A 16,161-nucleotide genomic window follows, 5' to 3' on the forward strand; every position below is an offset into this window, starting at 1 on the left:
CATCAAGTCATCGCGACTTGCGGCAGCCCTATTTGATATAGTCATCCATTTCCAGATAGACAGGTAACTGGGTATATGTTCAAATTGGACAAGGAGGTGACTCGCATCCATCCCGTTAAGAAAAGATTAGCCGCAACTGTTGCGGTAATAGTCGTCGTTTGGGCTATCTACACAGTTTATCAACATCTACCTGTAACCATTGATAAAGCTTTCCCTGCTATTGAATATTTGGAGGGCGACCCTTCTTCGGCTGCCAAGACATTCATAACGATAAAAGGAACGTTAAGCAAACCGTTGTTCCGCAAGCACAAATTCAACGGCAGGCTGGTCATCGAGCATTATGACTTTACAAAAACGCATGACATCGTAGACATGAAGTTCAAAGGTCTGAATGATAATCAAACTCTCCTTGTGTACACGGCAGTCAGCAAGGATGGCTCTCCTGACCTCATCTTGTTCGGATACATAGAGCAAGCCAATAATTTCGAGCACTTGTACATAAGCCGTAATCCGATGTTGGACATGGGCGAGAAAGCAGGAATGATGCACCATATCGCCGGTCCTGCGAATGACTTTGAAACTGCCGCAAGCATCAGCAGCTCATTCTCCAAATAACGAAACAAAGAACCCGGAAGCAGCATCCCTAACAGGAATGTCTTCCGGGTTCTTGCTCTTCTCATAAGCTTAGCCGGCAGCAATGCCCAGCTTCTTCATCAGAACCTTCAGCGCCTCGCCCCGATGGCTGATCGCGCCTTTCTCCTCTTTGGACAGCTCCGCCATCCCTCTGCCAAGCTGCGGCAGCCAGAATAGCGGGTCGTAGCCAAAGCCGCCGTCGCCATGCGGACGGTCCGTAATGATGCCATCCACCGTACCTTCTGCTTCGATGAACTCGCCCGTGGCTGGATCGTACAGCGCAAGCGCACATACGAATTGAGCGCGGCTGAGCGCTTTGGAGCCATTGCTCAGCGTGTCCCCCGGAAGCTCGGCGCCAATCTGTCCCAGCTCCTGAAGCAGCTTCGCGTTATTAGCGGAATCAGCCGCTCCTTCTCCCGCATATCGTGCGGAATAGACGCCTGGTCTTCCATCCAGCGCTTCTACGCATAAGCCGGAGTCGTCTGCAAGCGCCGGCACGCCAAGCGCGTCTCCGGTTGCCTTCGCCTTCAGCCTTGCGTTGGCAGCGAACGTATCGCCATCCTCCACGATATCGGGAATGGATGGATAGTCGTGCAGGCTGACGACCGCTTTTCCCAGCTTTTGAAGCGCATGGGCGAATTCCTTCACTTTGCCGGCGTTTTTGGTAGCGACGACAACCGTGTCGTGACCTTCCAGCCAGTTTCTCGTCATTCCGCTAACCCCCAATGCGAGCGGCAATCTCGCCCAGCACCTCGCGCTGCTTCTCGATCAGCTCTGCGATGCCCGCCTCGCCAAGGGCCAGCAGCTCGTTCAGTTCCTCGCGGGAGAACGGCGCATCCTCGCCCGTGCCTTGCACCTCGACGAATTTGCCTTGACCGGTCATCACGACGTTCATGTCAACCTTAGCCTTGGAATCTTCCTCGTAATTCAGATCAAGCAGCGTTCTTTCCTGAATCACGCCTACGCTGACGGAAGCCAGAAAGTCGCGAATCGGATATTTATTGAAGGAGACCGTCTTGGAAACATGATGTACCGCAAGAGCCAATGCCACGAATGCGCCCGTAATGGACGTAGTGCGCGTGCCGCCGTCGGCCTGGATTACATCGCAATCCAGCGTAATGGTGCGTTCGCCTAGTGCGCTCAGATCGACGACAGACCTTAGCGCTCTGCCAATGAGGCGCTGAATCTCCATGGTGCGTCCTGTGAGCTTGCCTCTGGCCGACTCGCGTTGGTTGCGCGAATGGGTCGCACGCGGCAGCATCGAATACTCGGCCGTAATCCAGCCTTTGCCTTGCCCCTTCATAAAAGGAGGCACCCTCTCCTCGATGCTTGCTGTACAGATGACCTTCGTATCGCCAACCTCGATCAAGACCGACCCTTCCGCGTGTTTATTTACATTCGTTGTAATCGATACCGGCCGAAGCTGGTTCGGCTCCCGGTTGTCATTTCTCATTTGATAAGCCTCCTGAATCATTCATCCATTTTTAACCCTTCCTATTTTATCAAAGTCAAGGATGGAATGCATCTTAAGGCGCAAATTACGATTCGCGCCCTTATGCAAACCTTATTTCTGCCGAATCCATGAGTTGCATAAAGGAGCAGTACCTTTCAACTCGAAACGTTCGCCGCACGGGGTTCGCGTTACCTCGATCAAAGACCGTTCGATTGCCTTCCCGGTCCACAACGCAGTAGCGGTTTATAACTGTATCGGCAACGAACATGGGAGTGGACGCATCCTATCTGCCTTGGCCGCCCGCAGGAATAACGCGTACTCCCCTCGACGAATTCCGATCATGACCACCTTCCCTGCAGAAAGGCAAGTAGAAAATTATTGCTGCAACTAAAACACAGTCCATTACGAAAATAAAAGACTGACCATAGCAGCAACAGCTCCCGCCGGGTCAGCCTCTTATCCGAAAGCAATCTATTAAGATTTCAGCGCATTGACATGATGCGGTCTGCCGACCGGCTGGCTGTAGGAGTTGTTGCTGTCGTCCACCAGGTTCGTCTCTCCGTTAATCCGGATTTGAACCTGACTCGCCTCTGTGCTCTCCGTCAGCGACAGTACCACGGCTTGCAGCATCTCGGATGGGATGGGCAGGCCTGTTACATAAGAATCGTCTTGCAGGTCAACGACAAGGACACCATCCTTCTCTTCGATGTTGGTCACTTCCACATCAGGCAAAATGACGCTTGTCAGCTTTTTCTTATCCAGCGGTCCCGCGATTAATTGCTCAAGCGCAGCGTGCGCCGTCGAATCGGAGCGTTCAATCAGCCTTGTGACTGGAACATAGTATTCCTCCTCATGCAGCGTCTCGGAGGAGAAGTACAGCGTGACCGGATAGGAGCTGGCGACGCTTACGCCGTCGGCCTGCTCGATATTGATCCCGATCGTGCGCGTCAGCTCGCCTTGAATCGGGAAGCCCGCTACCGGCATCGCCTCAAGCCGCTCACCCTCGACTTGAAGCTCTACGCCTTCGATACCGCTCATAGCTGTCAATGTCCAGGTAATCGCTTCGACGATAGCGCGCTCGTCCTGCTCCGGATAATTGGTGAATGACTCAGACAAATTGATTTTTGCGATTTTGTGCTCTTGATCGTATTCATAGGATAGCACCTGCGTGCCTTGAGGGATCAGCGCACGGAAGTCCTCCGGCAGAAGTGAAGCGTACGCGCCGCTGTCCACCATAATCTCCAGCGCCTTCTGCGGTGCCGATTCCTTTGCGGTCAAAGCTGCCGGCACCGTCACCGGAGCCAGATAGCCGTTGCCGTCCTGCAAATAAACGGTCAGCGTGGAGGCCGTTACGCCCTCTGCAGGAGCCTGTCCGGTAGGTTCATTTTCACCCTCGATGCCGTCGGTTTGCTCCACCTGCTGCTGCGGCGGATCAATCGACTTGCTGGTTTGCTGTGAGAACAATCCGCAGCCTGCGGTCAGAACGGGCAGTGCCAGAAGGGCAACGAATGCGGTGCGGCGAATCCATTTTTTCTGAATCATGTAGAAAATTCCTCCCCAATTGATTTTTGCCTGTCGGCTTTGTACAACTCCTCATTTGTAGTAATATGTATACGAGCCCTTCCCTGTTTTAGACCAGTTTTGTCCATAAAATCATGAGGGGGAACCATATTGAAAGAGAATGCGAAGATCTACAGCCTGAACAGCTCGAAAGTAGCTGCCGCAACGGATGAATGGCTCGCCAAGCGTGGAGTGACCAAGCAGGACATCGCCGAGCTTGTGCTCTTCTTGCAGAAGGATTATTTTCCAAGCCTGACCACGGAGGATTGCCTGGAGCATGTGGATGCCGTATTGTCCAAGCGTGAAGTGCAGAACGCCGTATTGACCGGCATTCAGCTCGACATGCTTGCCGAGGAAGGCAAGCTGCTGCCTCCGCTTCAAGACATGATCAAGCATGATGAGAGCTTATATGGCTGCGATGAAATATTGGCTCTGTCGATCGTGAACGTATACGGAAGCATCGGATTTACGAACTTCGGCTATGTCGATAAGGTAAAGCCGGGCATTCTTGTTCGCCTGAACAGCAAAACAGACGGCGAGATACATACCTTCCTCGACGATATCGTTGGCGCGATTGCCGCTTCCGCTGCCAGCCGCATTGCCCACCGCAAGCAAGCCGAGCGTGAAGGCGTCACAACGCCGCCGCTTGACTAATCTCCATGAAACAGAGGCCGTTCCGAAGGTTGCATACCTGCCGGAACGGCCTCTTTATACGCTATTCTTATGTCCTCATTAGGATGGCTGCAACAGCGGCTTATTGGGCAAATAATGAATGGAGCGGATAAAGCGAACCGTCTTCGTCTTCGCTCGCATCACAATGGAGTGCGTCTCTGCACGCTCGTCGGGAAAATAGCGTACGCCGCCCAAAAACTCTCCGGGCGTAACCCCCGTCGCCGCGAATATCACATCCTCCGTCCCGACCATGTCTTCCATCGTCAGTACGCGGTACGGCTCCTCGATGCCCATCTGGACACAGCGCTCGTATTCGAATGCGTCCGCCGGCATGAGACGGGCCTGCAGCTCGCCTCCCATACACTTCAAGGCTGCGGCCGCCAGCACTCCCTCCGGCGCCCCTCCCGAACCCACATACAGGTCTATGCCCGCTTCCGGGAATGCGGGAGCCATTGCGCCCGCGACATCGCCGTCCGACAGAAACTTAATGCGGACACCTACCTTTCGAAGCACCTTGACGATCGATTCATGACGCGCCCGATCCAGAATCATGACCGTTAGATCGGATACCTTTTTGTTCAGCGCATCCGCTGCTTTGTATAAGGTCGTCTCCATCGGGTCGCTAATGCTCAGCTTGCCAACAAGAGCAGGTCCGTATGCCAGCTTCTCCATGTACATGTCCGGCGCATGAAGCAGTTGGCCCTTGTCTGCTACCGCGATGACGGACAGCGCATTATTCAGCCCTTTGGCTACAATCTCAGTACCTTCGAGCGGATCGACCGCGACATCCAATTCGGGGCCTTGCAGACTCCCTACTTCCTCGCCAATGTAGAGCATCGGGGCTTCATCCATCTCGCCTTCTCCGATCACGACGGTTCCCCGGATGGATACGGAATCGAACATCGTCCGCATCGCTGTTGTAGCAGCATCATCGGCGCTGTTCTTGTCTCCCCTCCCCATCCATGGTGCGGAAGCGAGTGCTGCAAGCTCCGTTACGCGTACGATCTCCAGTGCCAGTTCTCTCTCCATGCCCATTCTCCCCTTTAGTCCCATTCACGCCAACAGAACGGAATTATATATGACGTATTAATTATATATAATGTGTAACATATAATTCATTAATACGCAATATATAAAACTTCGTTATCCCCGCGCAGGAAGAATCCCATGCCTAAAAAAATCCCTTCTCACTTGCGGCATGAAGCCGTTCAACGACGGCTTCCCAGCAAATTCGAAAGGATTGGGGATTCCATAACTATTTCATAATTTCAGGGTTTTCTTTTCACTTGGCGCTTTTCCAGTCAAGCAGCTTCTGGCAACCCGGGCCTTGTATCTCTGTATCACGGTCAAAGCGACTCATAAATTAGTGCAGCAGCGGCTTTCCGGCTCCGAATTCGGCCTTCCCGCTCCAAATAATAGAGATGTGCCAGTGTCTCCGACATGGCAAATCTCAAGTTATGGGGATTATCCCGCAGCCGAGCGCCGAACAGCGTCTCGCATAGCGCAAAGGCCGTACACGGCTCCTGCGTGAGCAGCTCTGCCATCTTGTCAAGCCTTCTCCCATGATGCCCGATTAGCTCATCGATTCGGCCTCCAAAGTCGGTAAAGGGATCGCGATGACCTGGCAAAGCGAATGCGACATCGTAAGACTTCAAATCGGTTAGACTGCCGAGAAAAGCTTCCAGCGGGTCCTGCTCCTCCCCCGGCACAACGCTGACATTGGGCGTAATATGAGGCAGCACCTGATCCCCGCATATCATCCAGCGTATATCCGGTTGATAGAAGCATAATGCGCCATACGCATGTCCCGGCGCGTCGATCAACTCCCACTCCCATTCGCCCAGCGCAAGCCGCTGGCCTGCCGACAGGTACTGCACTTGCGGCTGTGGAGATACAAGCTCAATGAATCCATTCAGATTATGTTCAATGCGATCCATGATTTCCTGCGGCATGCCGTGGCGGATATACAACTCGCGAATTGCCTCTGGAAAGCGGCTTTCTTTTCCCCACAGCCGCAATGCATAAGCATGCGACCTCTCTGTCATATAAACGGGCGCTTCAGCTCGTTCCTGCATATATCCGGCCAACCCGTAATGGTCGGGATGCTGATGGGTAAGAACAATCCGCTTAATGTCCTTCCATCCAAATCCCGCTTCCGCCATCACAGCCGACCATAGCTTCTTGGCTTCGGGTGTGCCCAGACCAGGATCAATGACAGTGACGCCTTCCCGCTCCGGGATGATATAGCTGTTGACCCATCTCAGCGAAAAGGGCAGTGGAACCTTCACCTGCAGCCAGCCGTGTTCTAATGTGGATATGTTCGTATTCATCATGCACTCCCTGCCTTAATCATTCTCGGCGATTCTTCCTTATCATAAGGATTCAAGTTAAGCGAATCACAGATTGTTATTTCCTTCTGTTCCCATCCTCGGAGATCGTGTAACGATAAAGGATGATATAGTCCTTGCCACAGCTTTGCATACCACGGTTTCATTGCTCAAAGTCTGCTTCCTTTCATCTGCCGAATGAGAAACGGCCATGATCATACCTTATCTTAGCATAAGTTTTGCCACGCGGCGCAAACTATGGAAGCTTGCCGCGCCACACGTGGGCGGCCAATCGATGCCAGGGAGGCGAGCGCCATGAACGAACGTATCCGCTTATTATTCGCCGAAGCGGCGGATCTGAAAACCTATACGCTCAACAACAACGCCATGAGCATCGATATCGCGTATATCGCTCCTCTATGTGACGAGAAGATGGTAAGCGACTTTATTACCGTCCCCTTTACCAAGGAGGAGATCCCTTATCGCAAGCAGCTCCAGACGATACCGGAATACTTGAAGGTCGAGGACCCTGCCCGATGGCAGGACCTTTTACTGCGCGGCAATATCTTGATTAAGGATAAAGAGACCGGGGAAATCTATTCCCTCTTCACCGGAAACGTCATCTGCAATGAAAGCCCGCAGACACAAGTTGAGAGCGCCATCCAAGGGCCGCAAATTGCCCTGAGCGAGGACTTGAACAAATCGATTAATCTGATCCGGACAATGTATCCCGTGCCCGAGCTTGGCATTGAGGAATATTCCGTAGGGTATATCTCGAAGACGCCTTTGCTTGTTGTATTCGATCAGAGGCATGTCGATCCCTCCGTATTGGACAATGTCCGCTCAAAGCTGAGCAGCATCAGCGTGGATATGGTGCATGCCGCCGGAGAGCTGGAGAAGCTGCTTATCGGCAAGCGTCGCCATCTCTTCCCGACCGTCCTCATTACGGAGCGCCCGGATCGGATTGCTAAGTCACTGAGCAAAGGAAAAGTGATCGTGCTGATCAAAGGCAGCATGTTCGCCCTGATCATGCCCGTCTCCTTCTTCGACTTCATGCATGCCATCGAAGATAATTACGAGGCTTATTGGATGACCAGGGCACTCATCTTGATTCGGTATATGTCGATCGTCTTGACGATTACGCTACCGGCGCTCTATATCGCCATTGTTTCGTACAATCCGGAGCTGTTCCGGGTGCAGCTTGCCTTCTCGATTGCAGCAAGCCGGTCCGCCGTGCCCTATCCGTCTTATATTGAAGTGTTTATTATGTTGTTCATGATTGAGACGCTGATCGAAGCCAGTATCCGCCTGCCCCGGTATATCGGTTCAACAGCGACAACGGTCGGCGGTCTGATCCTGGGCCAAGCCGCGCAACAAGCGGGACTGGTCAGCAGCATTATGATCATTGTAACGTCGGTAGTGGCGATATCCAACTTCGTCATCCCGATCAACTCGCTGTCATTTTCCGTACGGTTTCTGAAATACCCCTTAATTGCCGCCTCTATCTTTTTTGGCATCTCCGGTGTGGCAGTCGGATTGTTTCTTTATGTATGTTACCTATGCAATCTTAGGAGCTTCGGCAAACCCTATTTCCGTTTGCATGGCAAGATCAATCCGGCAGAGGGCGACGTTGGGCAGGTGAGAACCAAATGAACCGATATTTCTTCTACAACTTCATGCTCGTCAGCCTTATGAATCTGATGCTGTTCGTGCCTCATATTTTGGTGAAAAACCGTTATTCAGGCGCCGTATCTTCCCTGCTCGTTGCGCCTGTCATCGGGGCTATCCTCATTTATATGTTCACGAACGCAATGGCGCGTTACCCCGGACTCGGCTTTCCGGAAATTATGAAGCTGCATTATCCCAGATGGCTGGTAGCGCTAACGTCCATTTATTTCGCGGTCATGTGGTGGTTCTCCTCCACGATCGTCGTGGTCGCTTATGCAGTGCTCATTAACCGTTTTTTCAACCCGGACGCCAATACTACAGTCATACTCATTATGATGGTCATAGCTGCCGCTTATGCCGCATCCCGTTCCACGCTGACGGTAGCTTTTATCATTGAAATCGGAATCATTGTGAACGCTCCGATTATCTTGTTTGTCCTGTTCAAAATGGTACGGAGCCCGCAGCTTAATTTCGATTCGATCCGGGTTGTCGCCAATCACGTCATGGAGATGCCAACCGTTATCACGTTAGCCGCATCCACGCTTATTTTTACCGGCTATATTCACTTGGCGCTGTTCAACAGGCTGTTCCCGCCTAATTTCCGGTTTAAGCATCTCTATATCTATCCCATTCTGGGATTTATTATTTTGCTCATTACGTTTTTCGTTCCGATCGGCTTTCACGGAACGGAAGGGGTGGATCGCTATATTTATCTTTGGGCGGTAACCTCTGACTCTCTGAGCATGCAGTACGGTTTTATTGAGCGCGTCATGTTCCTGTTCTTGATTGTGTTTCTGAACCTGACGCTCGTCTATACGATGTCCGGCTGGCATCTGGGAATGGAATATATCAAGAGCTGCTTCAAAGGCAGCAAGCCGGAGATCGACAGTCCCCAAGCTCCAAAATCCAACTATATCATTCTTGGAGTATTCGCAACGGCAACTGTGCTGTATCTCATCTTCACAAATGAGAAGATCAACTATCTCATCACCTCCTATTGGCTGGTGCTTCGAATGTTCACAGAGGTGGTAGGTGTTCTCTGGGTGTTCATCCTTAGCAGAAGGAGTCTGAAACCGGAATGAAACGCTATGCGGCTGTATTCTCTTTATTCCTGGCATTGCTTACACTTAGCGGCTGCGGCTTCAAGGATATCGACAAACGATTTTTTGTGGTTGGAACCGGCATCGACTGGTCTGGCAACGCAAGCAAGCCGTACCGGATTACACTCCAGCTCGCCATTCCATCACCCAAGATCGAGCCTGGCGCATCCAAAATCCAGTATGAGACGATAGACGCGCCTACTATTGCAGAAGGGGTGCGCATGCTGAAGGCCTATGTAGACAAGGAGCTGGACTTCGGCCATTGCAAGATGATGATTATCGGCGAGGAGCTGGCCAAGCGGGACATTAATCATTCCATCGATTGGATGCTGCGCAGACGGGACATTCAAAGCGTTGCTACACTTGCCGTGGGAAGGCCTACGGCAGAGAAAGTACTGCATGTGCAGCCGGCATCCGAACGATACCCAGGCAACGCGCTGCTGCTGTCCTTCGGTGCTGATGGCACGGAGTCATCGTACAATTATGCCGAGACGTTATCGGGGCTGTCACGGAGAGTGACGGAGAAGGGGATGGATCCGGTGCTTGCGATCATTACGAATGACGGCATGGAAAGCTACGTCATTAATCAGGTCGCTTTATTCGACAAGGAAAAGATCAAATTGATTTTAACTCCTGCCGAAACCCAGCTGTTCAATCAAATGTCGGATCACTTCACGAAAGCTTCCATGCATGGCATGTTCAAGGGTACGCCTTTGGTCATTGCCATCAATCATCTGAACTCCAGCTTCCGCATCCAGCGGAATACCGATCCGCTGCTCATCAGCATGAAAATTAAAATGGATGTCGTGTTCGAGGAAGCGCCGACCGATCTATTCGATAGCTCGTGGCGGAAAATTGAGGATGCTCTGGCATCCGAGTATGAGAAGGCAGGAATGGCGCTGCTTAATAAGATTAAGCGCCATGGCATTGATCCCTACGGATTCGGTCTTCGTTACCGGGCGATTCAACCCGGAGCGGATTCCTGGAAGAACTGGACCCAGCTCTACCCGGATGCCAAGTTCAACATAGAGGCGATGGTCAAAATCGAAGGTACAGGGTTAATCAGATAACGGCAAGCCTGAAGAGCAGGCTTGCCGTTCGTATTGTTGCTATGTCGAAGAGATTCTTACGAGCCTGTCTGTGCCGCCAAGCTCCGAAAGAGTTGCCGCTCCGATACCGAACATAGTCGCTCTAAGCTCAAATTCGATCCGTTCGAACTGATCAATCAGCTTCTCGACTGACAAGGCGCTATTCTCTCCTGCCGCTTGCGGGAGAAGGGAACGTCCAAAGCCCGCCATATTCGCTCCAAGCGCAATCGCTTTGGCGGCATCCACGCCGTTATGCAGCCCGCCGCTGGCAACGATCGGCATCGAGGGCAGCGCGGCTCGTACTTCCGACACACTCTCTGCGGTCGGAATTCCCCATCCGGCGAACGCTTCGGCTGCCTGGCGGCGTACCGGATCATGAACCCGAAACTTCTCGACCTGACTCCATGATGTGCCGCCTGCTCCCGCTGCGTCGATAAAGGCGACGCCTGCATCACTCAACCGGGCTGCTGTCTGTCCGTCAATCCCCCAGCCTACTTCCTTCACGCCTACAGGAACCGCTACGTGGCGGCATACTTCTTCTATCCGGGAAAGCAGACCGCTGAAGTCCGTGTCTCCTTCCGGCTGGAATACCTCCTGCAAGGCATTAAGATGCAGGACAAGCGCATTCGCTTCGGCCAGATCGACCGCGTGTTGGCATGCCTCCGGCCCCATCCCGTAATTCAATTGGACAGCCCCTATGTTGGCGATAATCGGAATACGGGGCGCAAAGGCACGTATCTTGAAGGTCGAGGCAAGCTCTTCCTTCTCCAGTGCCGCGCGCATGGAGCCTAACCCGATTGCCCAGCCTCTCTCCTCAGCGGCCATTGCGAGCCGCTTATTAATGGCCCCCGCCTCATTCGTGCCGCCCGTCATCGAACTGACAAGCAGCGGCGCGCGCAGCGACAATCCGAACCACTCTGTATCCAGCCGAATACGCTCGAATGACAGCTCGGGGAGCGCATTATGCTTGAAATGATAGTCGTCAAACCCCGTTCGGATGCCGACACCGGCTACTTCCTCCTGCAGACAGATTCGAATATGCTCGCCTTTGCGCTTTTCGATATGGCCCTCGCTAGTTGACTTCAAAGATTGACCTCCTGGTTGCATGCCCGCACCTCCGGTTTACATCTGTCAGGGACGTGCTCTGCAAGATTGCTTTATCGATTAGCATAGCATATTTTTGATGTTCGCGCTCCCGCCGGGGGTTCCCAATGACGGAATGGGACGATCGAATAGGAAGAGGCTGAGATCACGCATACTCGTAGAACGGAAATGACTATTGGTTTCCTTAATAATCCAACTAACCCTTCATTACCCTATGATTATTTCAATCAATTATTTGAATTTGCCGATCAAAATCATTGTGTATTGCAGCTCTTTCATATACACTTAAGACATACAACAAACGGTATACAGCGGCGGCTTTTTAAGCCGTTGTTGAATTCAAACAATCAGGAGGCATTACCATGGACATCCGTATTTTTGAAACATCTGAAGAGCTTGATCTGTACGCAGCGGAGATCTTCCGCAAACTGATTAACGAAAAACCGAATGCGGTTCTGGGACTTGCGACCGGATCGACACCTGTCGGCATTTATGCCAAAATGGTAGAAGACTATACAAACAAAAAAGTGAGCTTCAGCGGCGTTACAACGTATAATCTCGACGAGTATGTCGGGCTGACGCCGGATAACGATCAAAGCTACGCCTACTATATGAATAAGAACCTCTTCTCGCATGTCGACATTCCGGCTATTCAGACACATCTGCCAGACGGTATGGCTGAAGACCCGCAAGAGGAATGCGTCCGCTATGAAGCTATGATTAACGCATGCCCTGCCGACATCCAATTGCTCGGTCTTGGCCACAATGGCCATATCGCGTTCAACGAGCCTGACGAGCAACTGTCCGCAGGCACGCATGTCGTGAAGCTGAAGGAAGAGACTCTCGAAGCTAACGCCCGCTTCTTCGCATCCATTGACGATGTGCCGAAGGAAGCGTATACGATGGGCATCGGCTCCATATTGAAGGCGAACACCATCTTGCTGGTCGTTCGCGGTTCCGACAAGGCGCATATTGTGAAGGAAGCGCTGACCGGTCCGATTACGACTCAAGTGCCTGCTTCCTTGCTGCAGACACATCCGCGAGTAACGGTTCTGCTTGATCGTGAAGCAGGAAGGATGCTGGGGTAAATGACAATGAGCTCCCTGACTTGGAACATTCATAACGTTCATATCGTGTTGGAAGATCGTGTTGTAAGAGGTAGCGTGCATGTCTCGAACGGTCGTATTGCCGCGATCGTGTCGGAGGAATCCTCCGGGGAGCTGCCTGCTGATGCAGAAAGTGTGGACGGCAAAGGCGGCTGGCTGCTGCCGGGCTTCATCGACGTCCACGTGCACGGCGGATTCGGAGGCGACTTCATGTACGCCAACAGCGAAAGCTATGACCGGATTACGAAGTTCCATGCATCGCAAGGAACGACGGGCATGCTAGCTACGACAATGACGGCTTCGAAGGAAGCGATTGATGCCGTACTGGATGCCGTTGCGGAGTATCAGCAATCCGGCAATCAATACGCCCCGCTGCTGGGCGTTCATCTGGAAGGACCTTTCATTAGCGAGAAGTGGCCTGGAGCCCAAAACCCATCCTACATTCGCGATCCTCAGCTGGATTGGCTGAAGGAATGGAACGAGAAGCATCCCGGCATGGTGAAGCTGCTGACCCTCGCTCCGGAGAAAAAAAACTCCAAAGAAGCGATCGCTTGGATGTCAGAGAATGGCATCATCGCGGCAGCCGGCCATACGGATGCCGTCTATGAGGAGATCAAAGCTGCGGCCGATGCCGGACTAACGCATGCTGTGCATACGTACAACGCCATGCGCGGCCTGCATCACCGCGAGCCGGGCACGCTTGGCGCCGTATTGACCGATGACCGCATCTACGCGGAAATTATCGCCGACGGTGAGCATGTGCATCCTGCCGCTATCGCGCTTATGCTGGCTGCCAAGCCGCTCGACAGAATGATTATCGTGACCGACGCGATTGAAGCTGCGGGCATGCCTGACGGCACGTACGAGCTGGGCGGACTGGCCGTTATCGTGAAGAACGGAACAGCACGCCTGCGCGAAGGCAATGCACTGGCTGGAAGCAGCTTGACGATGATTCGCGCATTCCGCTACATGTTGAACAACACGAAGCTCGGCATTCTCGAAGTGAGCCAGCTGGCTAGCGGCAACCCTGCACGAGAGCTTGGCATCTTCGAACGCACCGGCTCTATTGCCGAAGGCAAACAAGCCGATCTCGTGCTGGCAGACGCCGAGTTTAACGTAGAACGCACCTGGGTGCAGGGCCGCACTATATTTCATAAATCCGAATAAGACATTGCAGCACAATAAAGCCGCGCATTCCGGTATATCGGAATGCGCGGCTTTTTGATTAATCCGTAAGGTGAATGGATACATGATGGCGCTTCAATTCCTCAGCCAGCTCGCCCGTAAGCGGTGAGTCGGTAATAACCGCCTTCAGCTCCGAGATCGCGGCTACGGAGAAGAGCGACGTCCGATTGGTCTTCGTATGGTCGAATACCGCATACGTTTCCTGTGAACGCTTGATAAGCGCTTTGGCGCTTTGCGCCTCTTGCTCGGAGTAGCTGGAGATTCCTCCCGCCGCGGAGATGCCGTCAATACCGATGAACATCTTGCCGATATGCAGTTGGGCGATCATCCCTTCGCCAAGCGGACCGCACAGCTCGAAGCTGTTATGCCGCATAATACCGCCGGTCACGACAACTTGTATCGGGCTGCCTGCCAGCTCCATGGCGATGTTGACTGCATTGGTGACGACTGTAATCCCTTTGCGGGACTTGAGCAGCTTCGCCAGCAGGAAGTTGGTTGTTCCGCCGGACAGGCCGATCACATCGCCCTCGACGATATGCTTGGCTGCCGTCTGGGCGATCTTCTCCTTCTCCAGGATCGACAAGCCTTCCTTCTCGGCGAAGTGAAGCTCTCTCATGGTGCCCATCCCGTCGTACATGGCACCGCCAATCGTACGTATTACGGGATAAACCCCTTCCATCTGCTCCAAGTCCCGTCTGGCTGTCGCTTCCGAGCAGCCGAAGCGCTCGACCATCTCAACGATCGTGATGCGGCCCTGCTGCTTAAGCAGCTGCAGAATCGCCTCACGGCGGCGCTGTCCCTTCGAACCGTTCCCTTCGATCATCATTAGCGCTCCACCCATGCTTTCGCCGACATGCGTTGCTCTACGACTTCCCACTCCGGCAGCGCTTCCCAATCTCCGCGCATCTGTACGACCAGAGATCCATTAATGCTGGCAAGCCGGACCGACTCGATTGGCGTCAGTCCTTTCATAATGCCTGCAAGGAAGCCTGCGCAGAATCCGTCGCCGGCTCCTACCGTATCGACCACCTGCTCCGCCGGATAGAACGGAATAGCGGTCTCGACGCCTTTATCGAGCACGATTGTCGCATCTCCCATGCCTTTAATGACACTAATGCCCTTCAGAGCATTCAGACGCTCCATAATGCCAGCATAATCATCTGTGTCATACAGCAGCTTAAGCTCGTCCCAGCCAGGCAAGAAGTAGTCGGCATCCGCAGCAAGCGGCAGCAGCGTCTTCCTCGCCTCTTCGATCGACCACAGCTTGAGACGCAAATTAGGATCGAAGCTGACCAGCACGCCCGCTTCCTTGGCGATATCGACCGCCCGGCGGACCGTTCTGCGGCAATCCTCGCTTAAGGCGCAAGTAATCCCGGTAACATGCAGCAGCTTGGCGCTGCGAATGTAATCCTCGTCCAGATCCTCAGGCGTCATTCGGCTTGCGGCCGATCCCTTACGGAAATAGTGAACGGCCAATCTGCCCGCTACATGCTCGCGAAACATCATGCCAGTCGGCGCATCGCCGTTAAATTTCACGCGGGAGATGTCAACGCCTTCCCCGCGCAATGTCTTCATGATCAGCTTTCCGAACGGATCGTCGCCGAGCGCTCCGAACCAGCCCACGGAAGCACCGAGTCTGGCAAGGCCGATTGCAACATTGCTTTCCGCGCCGCCGAAGCTTTGCTCAAGCGTTGCCGCGCGCTCGATCGATTTATGCTCTTCCGGCATAAATAGCGCCATGGACTCTCCGAACGTTACGATCTGAGGTGAACTTTCACGCACAACCATATCCCCCTAATAATCCGTTCTTTATCACTTGTCCTAGAGTTCTTTGTAGATAGGCTCTACCATGAAATAAATCATGGCAACGTACAATACCAAAATAATTAGACTCATTACTTTTGCTTTGTTGATTGGCGCAGAAGCGCTTTGACCGGCTTGAATTTGACTTACGACCAGCTTAAGCGGCTTGGAGATAATGCCTCCGATTGCGGCAATAGCCAAAAATAAAACGGTAACAATAACCATCCAGATGACGGCATAGTCGCCTTGCGACATCAAGTATCCGCCTGTCAATAATTGCAGCACAAGGAAATATTGAGCGATACGGTTCGCCGACAGCAAACCGGAGGCAAGACCGCCTTGTCCCGATCCCGCAAGCTTCGAAGCTCCTCCCAGCATAATAGGCAGCACGATATAGAATCCCATACCGACAGCGCCCAGAACGTGCAGTAACATCATTGCTCCAGACATTCTCAATTCCTC

16 protein-coding genes are annotated in these 16,161 nt (G+C 52.9%); 7 read left to right on the forward strand and 9 right to left on the reverse strand.

What is annotated here, in order from left to right; translation table 11 throughout:
* Positions 1-75 precede the first annotated feature (75 nt).
* Positions 76-615, forward strand: a complete 540-nt coding sequence (locus tag D3P07_RS03135; protein WP_119798610.1) for a hypothetical protein — start codon at positions 76-78, stop codon at positions 613-615.
* Positions 616-684: 69 nt separating this feature from the next.
* Here the strand turns inward: D3P07_RS03135 and D3P07_RS03140 are convergent, their stop codons facing one another.
* The 3 genes from D3P07_RS03140 to D3P07_RS03150 all read right to left on the reverse strand — a co-directional run bounded on the left by D3P07_RS03140 (position 685) and on the right by D3P07_RS03150 (position 3,628).
* On the reverse strand, positions 685-1,344 hold the full coding sequence (locus D3P07_RS03140) for an XTP/dITP diphosphatase (protein WP_119798612.1): 660 nt from the start codon (positions 1,342-1,344) through the stop codon (positions 685-687).
* 4 nt (positions 1,345-1,348) lie between these two features.
* Positions 1,349-2,086: a ribonuclease PH gene (gene rph / locus D3P07_RS03145; protein WP_119798614.1), complete on the reverse strand. Its 738-nt coding sequence runs from the start codon at positions 2,084-2,086 to the stop codon at positions 1,349-1,351.
* 474 nt (positions 2,087-2,560) lie between these two features.
* Positions 2,561-3,628 (reverse strand): GerMN domain-containing protein, encoded by a 1,068-nt coding sequence (locus D3P07_RS03150; protein ID WP_119798616.1) that lies wholly within the window; start codon positions 3,626-3,628, stop codon positions 2,561-2,563.
* Positions 3,629-3,757: 129 nt separating this feature from the next.
* On the opposite strand from D3P07_RS03150, the gene D3P07_RS03155 reads away from it, so the two are divergent.
* Positions 3,758-4,300 (forward strand): phosphatidylglycerophosphatase A family protein, encoded by a 543-nt coding sequence (locus tag D3P07_RS03155; protein ID WP_119798617.1) that lies wholly within the window; start codon positions 3,758-3,760, stop codon positions 4,298-4,300.
* A 78-nt stretch (positions 4,301-4,378) separates the two neighbouring features.
* Here D3P07_RS03155 and glpX read toward each other — a convergent pair whose 3' ends face one another.
* A complete protein-coding gene (gene glpX, locus D3P07_RS03160; RefSeq protein ID WP_119798618.1) occupies positions 4,379-5,347 on the reverse strand; it encodes a class II fructose-bisphosphatase in 969 nt (322 codons plus the stop codon).
* A gap of 317 nt (positions 5,348-5,664) precedes the next feature.
* Positions 5,665-6,651: an MBL fold metallo-hydrolase gene (locus D3P07_RS03165; protein ID WP_259391315.1), complete on the reverse strand. Its 987-nt coding sequence runs from the start codon at positions 6,649-6,651 to the stop codon at positions 5,665-5,667.
* Positions 6,652-6,960: 309 nt separating this feature from the next.
* Between D3P07_RS03165 and D3P07_RS03170 the strand changes: the two genes are divergently transcribed.
* Genes D3P07_RS03170 through D3P07_RS03180 form a run of 3 tightly spaced genes read left to right on the forward strand, consistent with a single transcriptional unit; the run spans position 6,961 to position 10,483 of the window.
* On the forward strand, positions 6,961-8,298 hold the full coding sequence (locus D3P07_RS03170) for a spore germination protein (protein ID WP_119798621.1): 1,338 nt from the start codon (positions 6,961-6,963) through the stop codon (positions 8,296-8,298).
* Positions 8,295-9,395, forward strand: coding sequence for a GerAB/ArcD/ProY family transporter (locus tag D3P07_RS03175; protein WP_119798623.1), 1,101 nt, complete (start codon positions 8,295-8,297; stop codon positions 9,393-9,395). Before D3P07_RS03170 ends, D3P07_RS03175 begins: the two co-directional genes overlap by 4 nt.
* Positions 9,392-10,483, forward strand: coding sequence for a Ger(x)C family spore germination protein (locus tag D3P07_RS03180; RefSeq protein ID WP_119798625.1), 1,092 nt, complete (start codon positions 9,392-9,394; stop codon positions 10,481-10,483). The genes D3P07_RS03175 and D3P07_RS03180 overlap by 4 nt, the downstream gene beginning before the upstream one ends.
* Positions 10,484-10,522: 39 nt before the next feature.
* On the opposite strand, the gene fni is transcribed toward D3P07_RS03180, so the two are convergent.
* The gene (fni, locus tag D3P07_RS03185; RefSeq protein WP_119798627.1) at positions 10,523-11,608 is read right to left on the reverse strand and encodes a type 2 isopentenyl-diphosphate Delta-isomerase; all 1,086 of its coding nucleotides are present in this window, start codon (positions 11,606-11,608) and stop codon (positions 10,523-10,525) included.
* A 359-nt stretch (positions 11,609-11,967) separates the two neighbouring features.
* Between fni and nagB the strand changes: the two genes are divergently transcribed.
* Positions 11,968-12,693, forward strand: a complete 726-nt coding sequence (gene nagB, locus D3P07_RS03190; RefSeq protein WP_119798628.1) for a glucosamine-6-phosphate deaminase — start codon at positions 11,968-11,970, stop codon at positions 12,691-12,693.
* On the forward strand, positions 12,694-13,878 hold the full coding sequence (gene nagA / locus D3P07_RS03195; RefSeq protein ID WP_119798630.1) for an N-acetylglucosamine-6-phosphate deacetylase: 1,185 nt from the start codon (positions 12,694-12,696) through the stop codon (positions 13,876-13,878).
* 58 nt (positions 13,879-13,936) lie between these two features.
* On the opposite strand, the gene D3P07_RS03200 is transcribed toward nagA, so the two are convergent.
* From D3P07_RS03200 to D3P07_RS03210, 3 genes are read right to left on the reverse strand one after another with little or no spacing between them, the layout of a single operon-like run.
* Positions 13,937-14,719 (reverse strand): DeoR/GlpR family DNA-binding transcription regulator, encoded by a 783-nt coding sequence (locus D3P07_RS03200; protein ID WP_119798965.1) that lies wholly within the window; start codon positions 14,717-14,719, stop codon positions 13,937-13,939.
* Positions 14,720-14,721: 2 nt separating this feature from the next.
* Positions 14,722-15,684: a sugar kinase gene (locus D3P07_RS03205; protein WP_119798632.1), complete on the reverse strand. Its 963-nt coding sequence runs from the start codon at positions 15,682-15,684 to the stop codon at positions 14,722-14,724.
* Positions 15,685-15,717: 33 nt separating this feature from the next.
* Positions 15,718-16,149 (reverse strand): hypothetical protein, encoded by a 432-nt coding sequence (locus D3P07_RS03210; protein ID WP_119798634.1) that lies wholly within the window; start codon positions 16,147-16,149, stop codon positions 15,718-15,720.
* Between the last annotated feature and the right edge of the window lie 12 nt (positions 16,150-16,161).

This window comes from Paenibacillus sp. 1011MAR3C5 (genome assembly GCF_003591485.1).
Taxonomy (GTDB): Bacteria; Bacillota; Bacilli; order Paenibacillales; family Paenibacillaceae; genus Pristimantibacillus.

What these genes read in the sequence shown, in the direction of transcription:
- D3P07_RS03135 (WP_119798610.1), top strand. Translation starts at nt 76, where the DNA reads ATGTTCAAATTGGACAAGGAGGTGACTCGCATCCATCCCGTTAAGAAA.
- D3P07_RS03140 (WP_119798612.1), bottom strand. Translation starts at nt 1,344, where the DNA reads ATGACGAGAAACTGGCTGGAAGGTCACGACACGGTTGTCGTCGCTACC.
- rph (WP_119798614.1), bottom strand. Translation starts at nt 2,086, where the DNA reads ATGAGAAATGACAACCGGGAGCCGAACCAGCTTCGGCCGGTATCGATT.
- D3P07_RS03150 (WP_119798616.1), bottom strand. Translation starts at nt 3,628, where the DNA reads ATGATTCAGAAAAAATGGATTCGCCGCACCGCATTCGTTGCCCTTCTG.
- glpX (WP_119798618.1), bottom strand. Translation starts at nt 5,347, where the DNA reads ATGGAGAGAGAACTGGCACTGGAGATCGTACGCGTAACGGAGCTTGCA.
- D3P07_RS03165 (WP_259391315.1), bottom strand. Translation starts at nt 6,651, where the DNA reads ATGATGAATACGAACATATCCACATTAGAACACGGCTGGCTGCAGGTG.
- D3P07_RS03170 (WP_119798621.1), top strand. Translation starts at nt 6,961, where the DNA reads ATGAACGAACGTATCCGCTTATTATTCGCCGAAGCGGCGGATCTGAAA.
- D3P07_RS03175 (WP_119798623.1), top strand. Translation starts at nt 8,295, where the DNA reads ATGAACCGATATTTCTTCTACAACTTCATGCTCGTCAGCCTTATGAAT.
- D3P07_RS03180 (WP_119798625.1), top strand. Translation starts at nt 9,392, where the DNA reads ATGAAACGCTATGCGGCTGTATTCTCTTTATTCCTGGCATTGCTTACA.
- fni (WP_119798627.1), bottom strand. Translation starts at nt 11,608, where the DNA reads ATGCAACCAGGAGGTCAATCTTTGAAGTCAACTAGCGAGGGCCATATC.
- nagB (WP_119798628.1), top strand. Translation starts at nt 11,968, where the DNA reads ATGGACATCCGTATTTTTGAAACATCTGAAGAGCTTGATCTGTACGCA.
- nagA (WP_119798630.1), top strand. Translation starts at nt 12,694, where the DNA reads ATGACAATGAGCTCCCTGACTTGGAACATTCATAACGTTCATATCGTG.
- D3P07_RS03200 (WP_119798965.1), bottom strand. Translation starts at nt 14,719, where the DNA reads ATGATCGAAGGGAACGGTTCGAAGGGACAGCGCCGCCGTGAGGCGATT.
- D3P07_RS03205 (WP_119798632.1), bottom strand. Translation starts at nt 15,684, where the DNA reads ATGGTTGTGCGTGAAAGTTCACCTCAGATCGTAACGTTCGGAGAGTCC.
- D3P07_RS03210 (WP_119798634.1), bottom strand. Translation starts at nt 16,149, where the DNA reads ATGTCTGGAGCAATGATGTTACTGCACGTTCTGGGCGCTGTCGGTATG.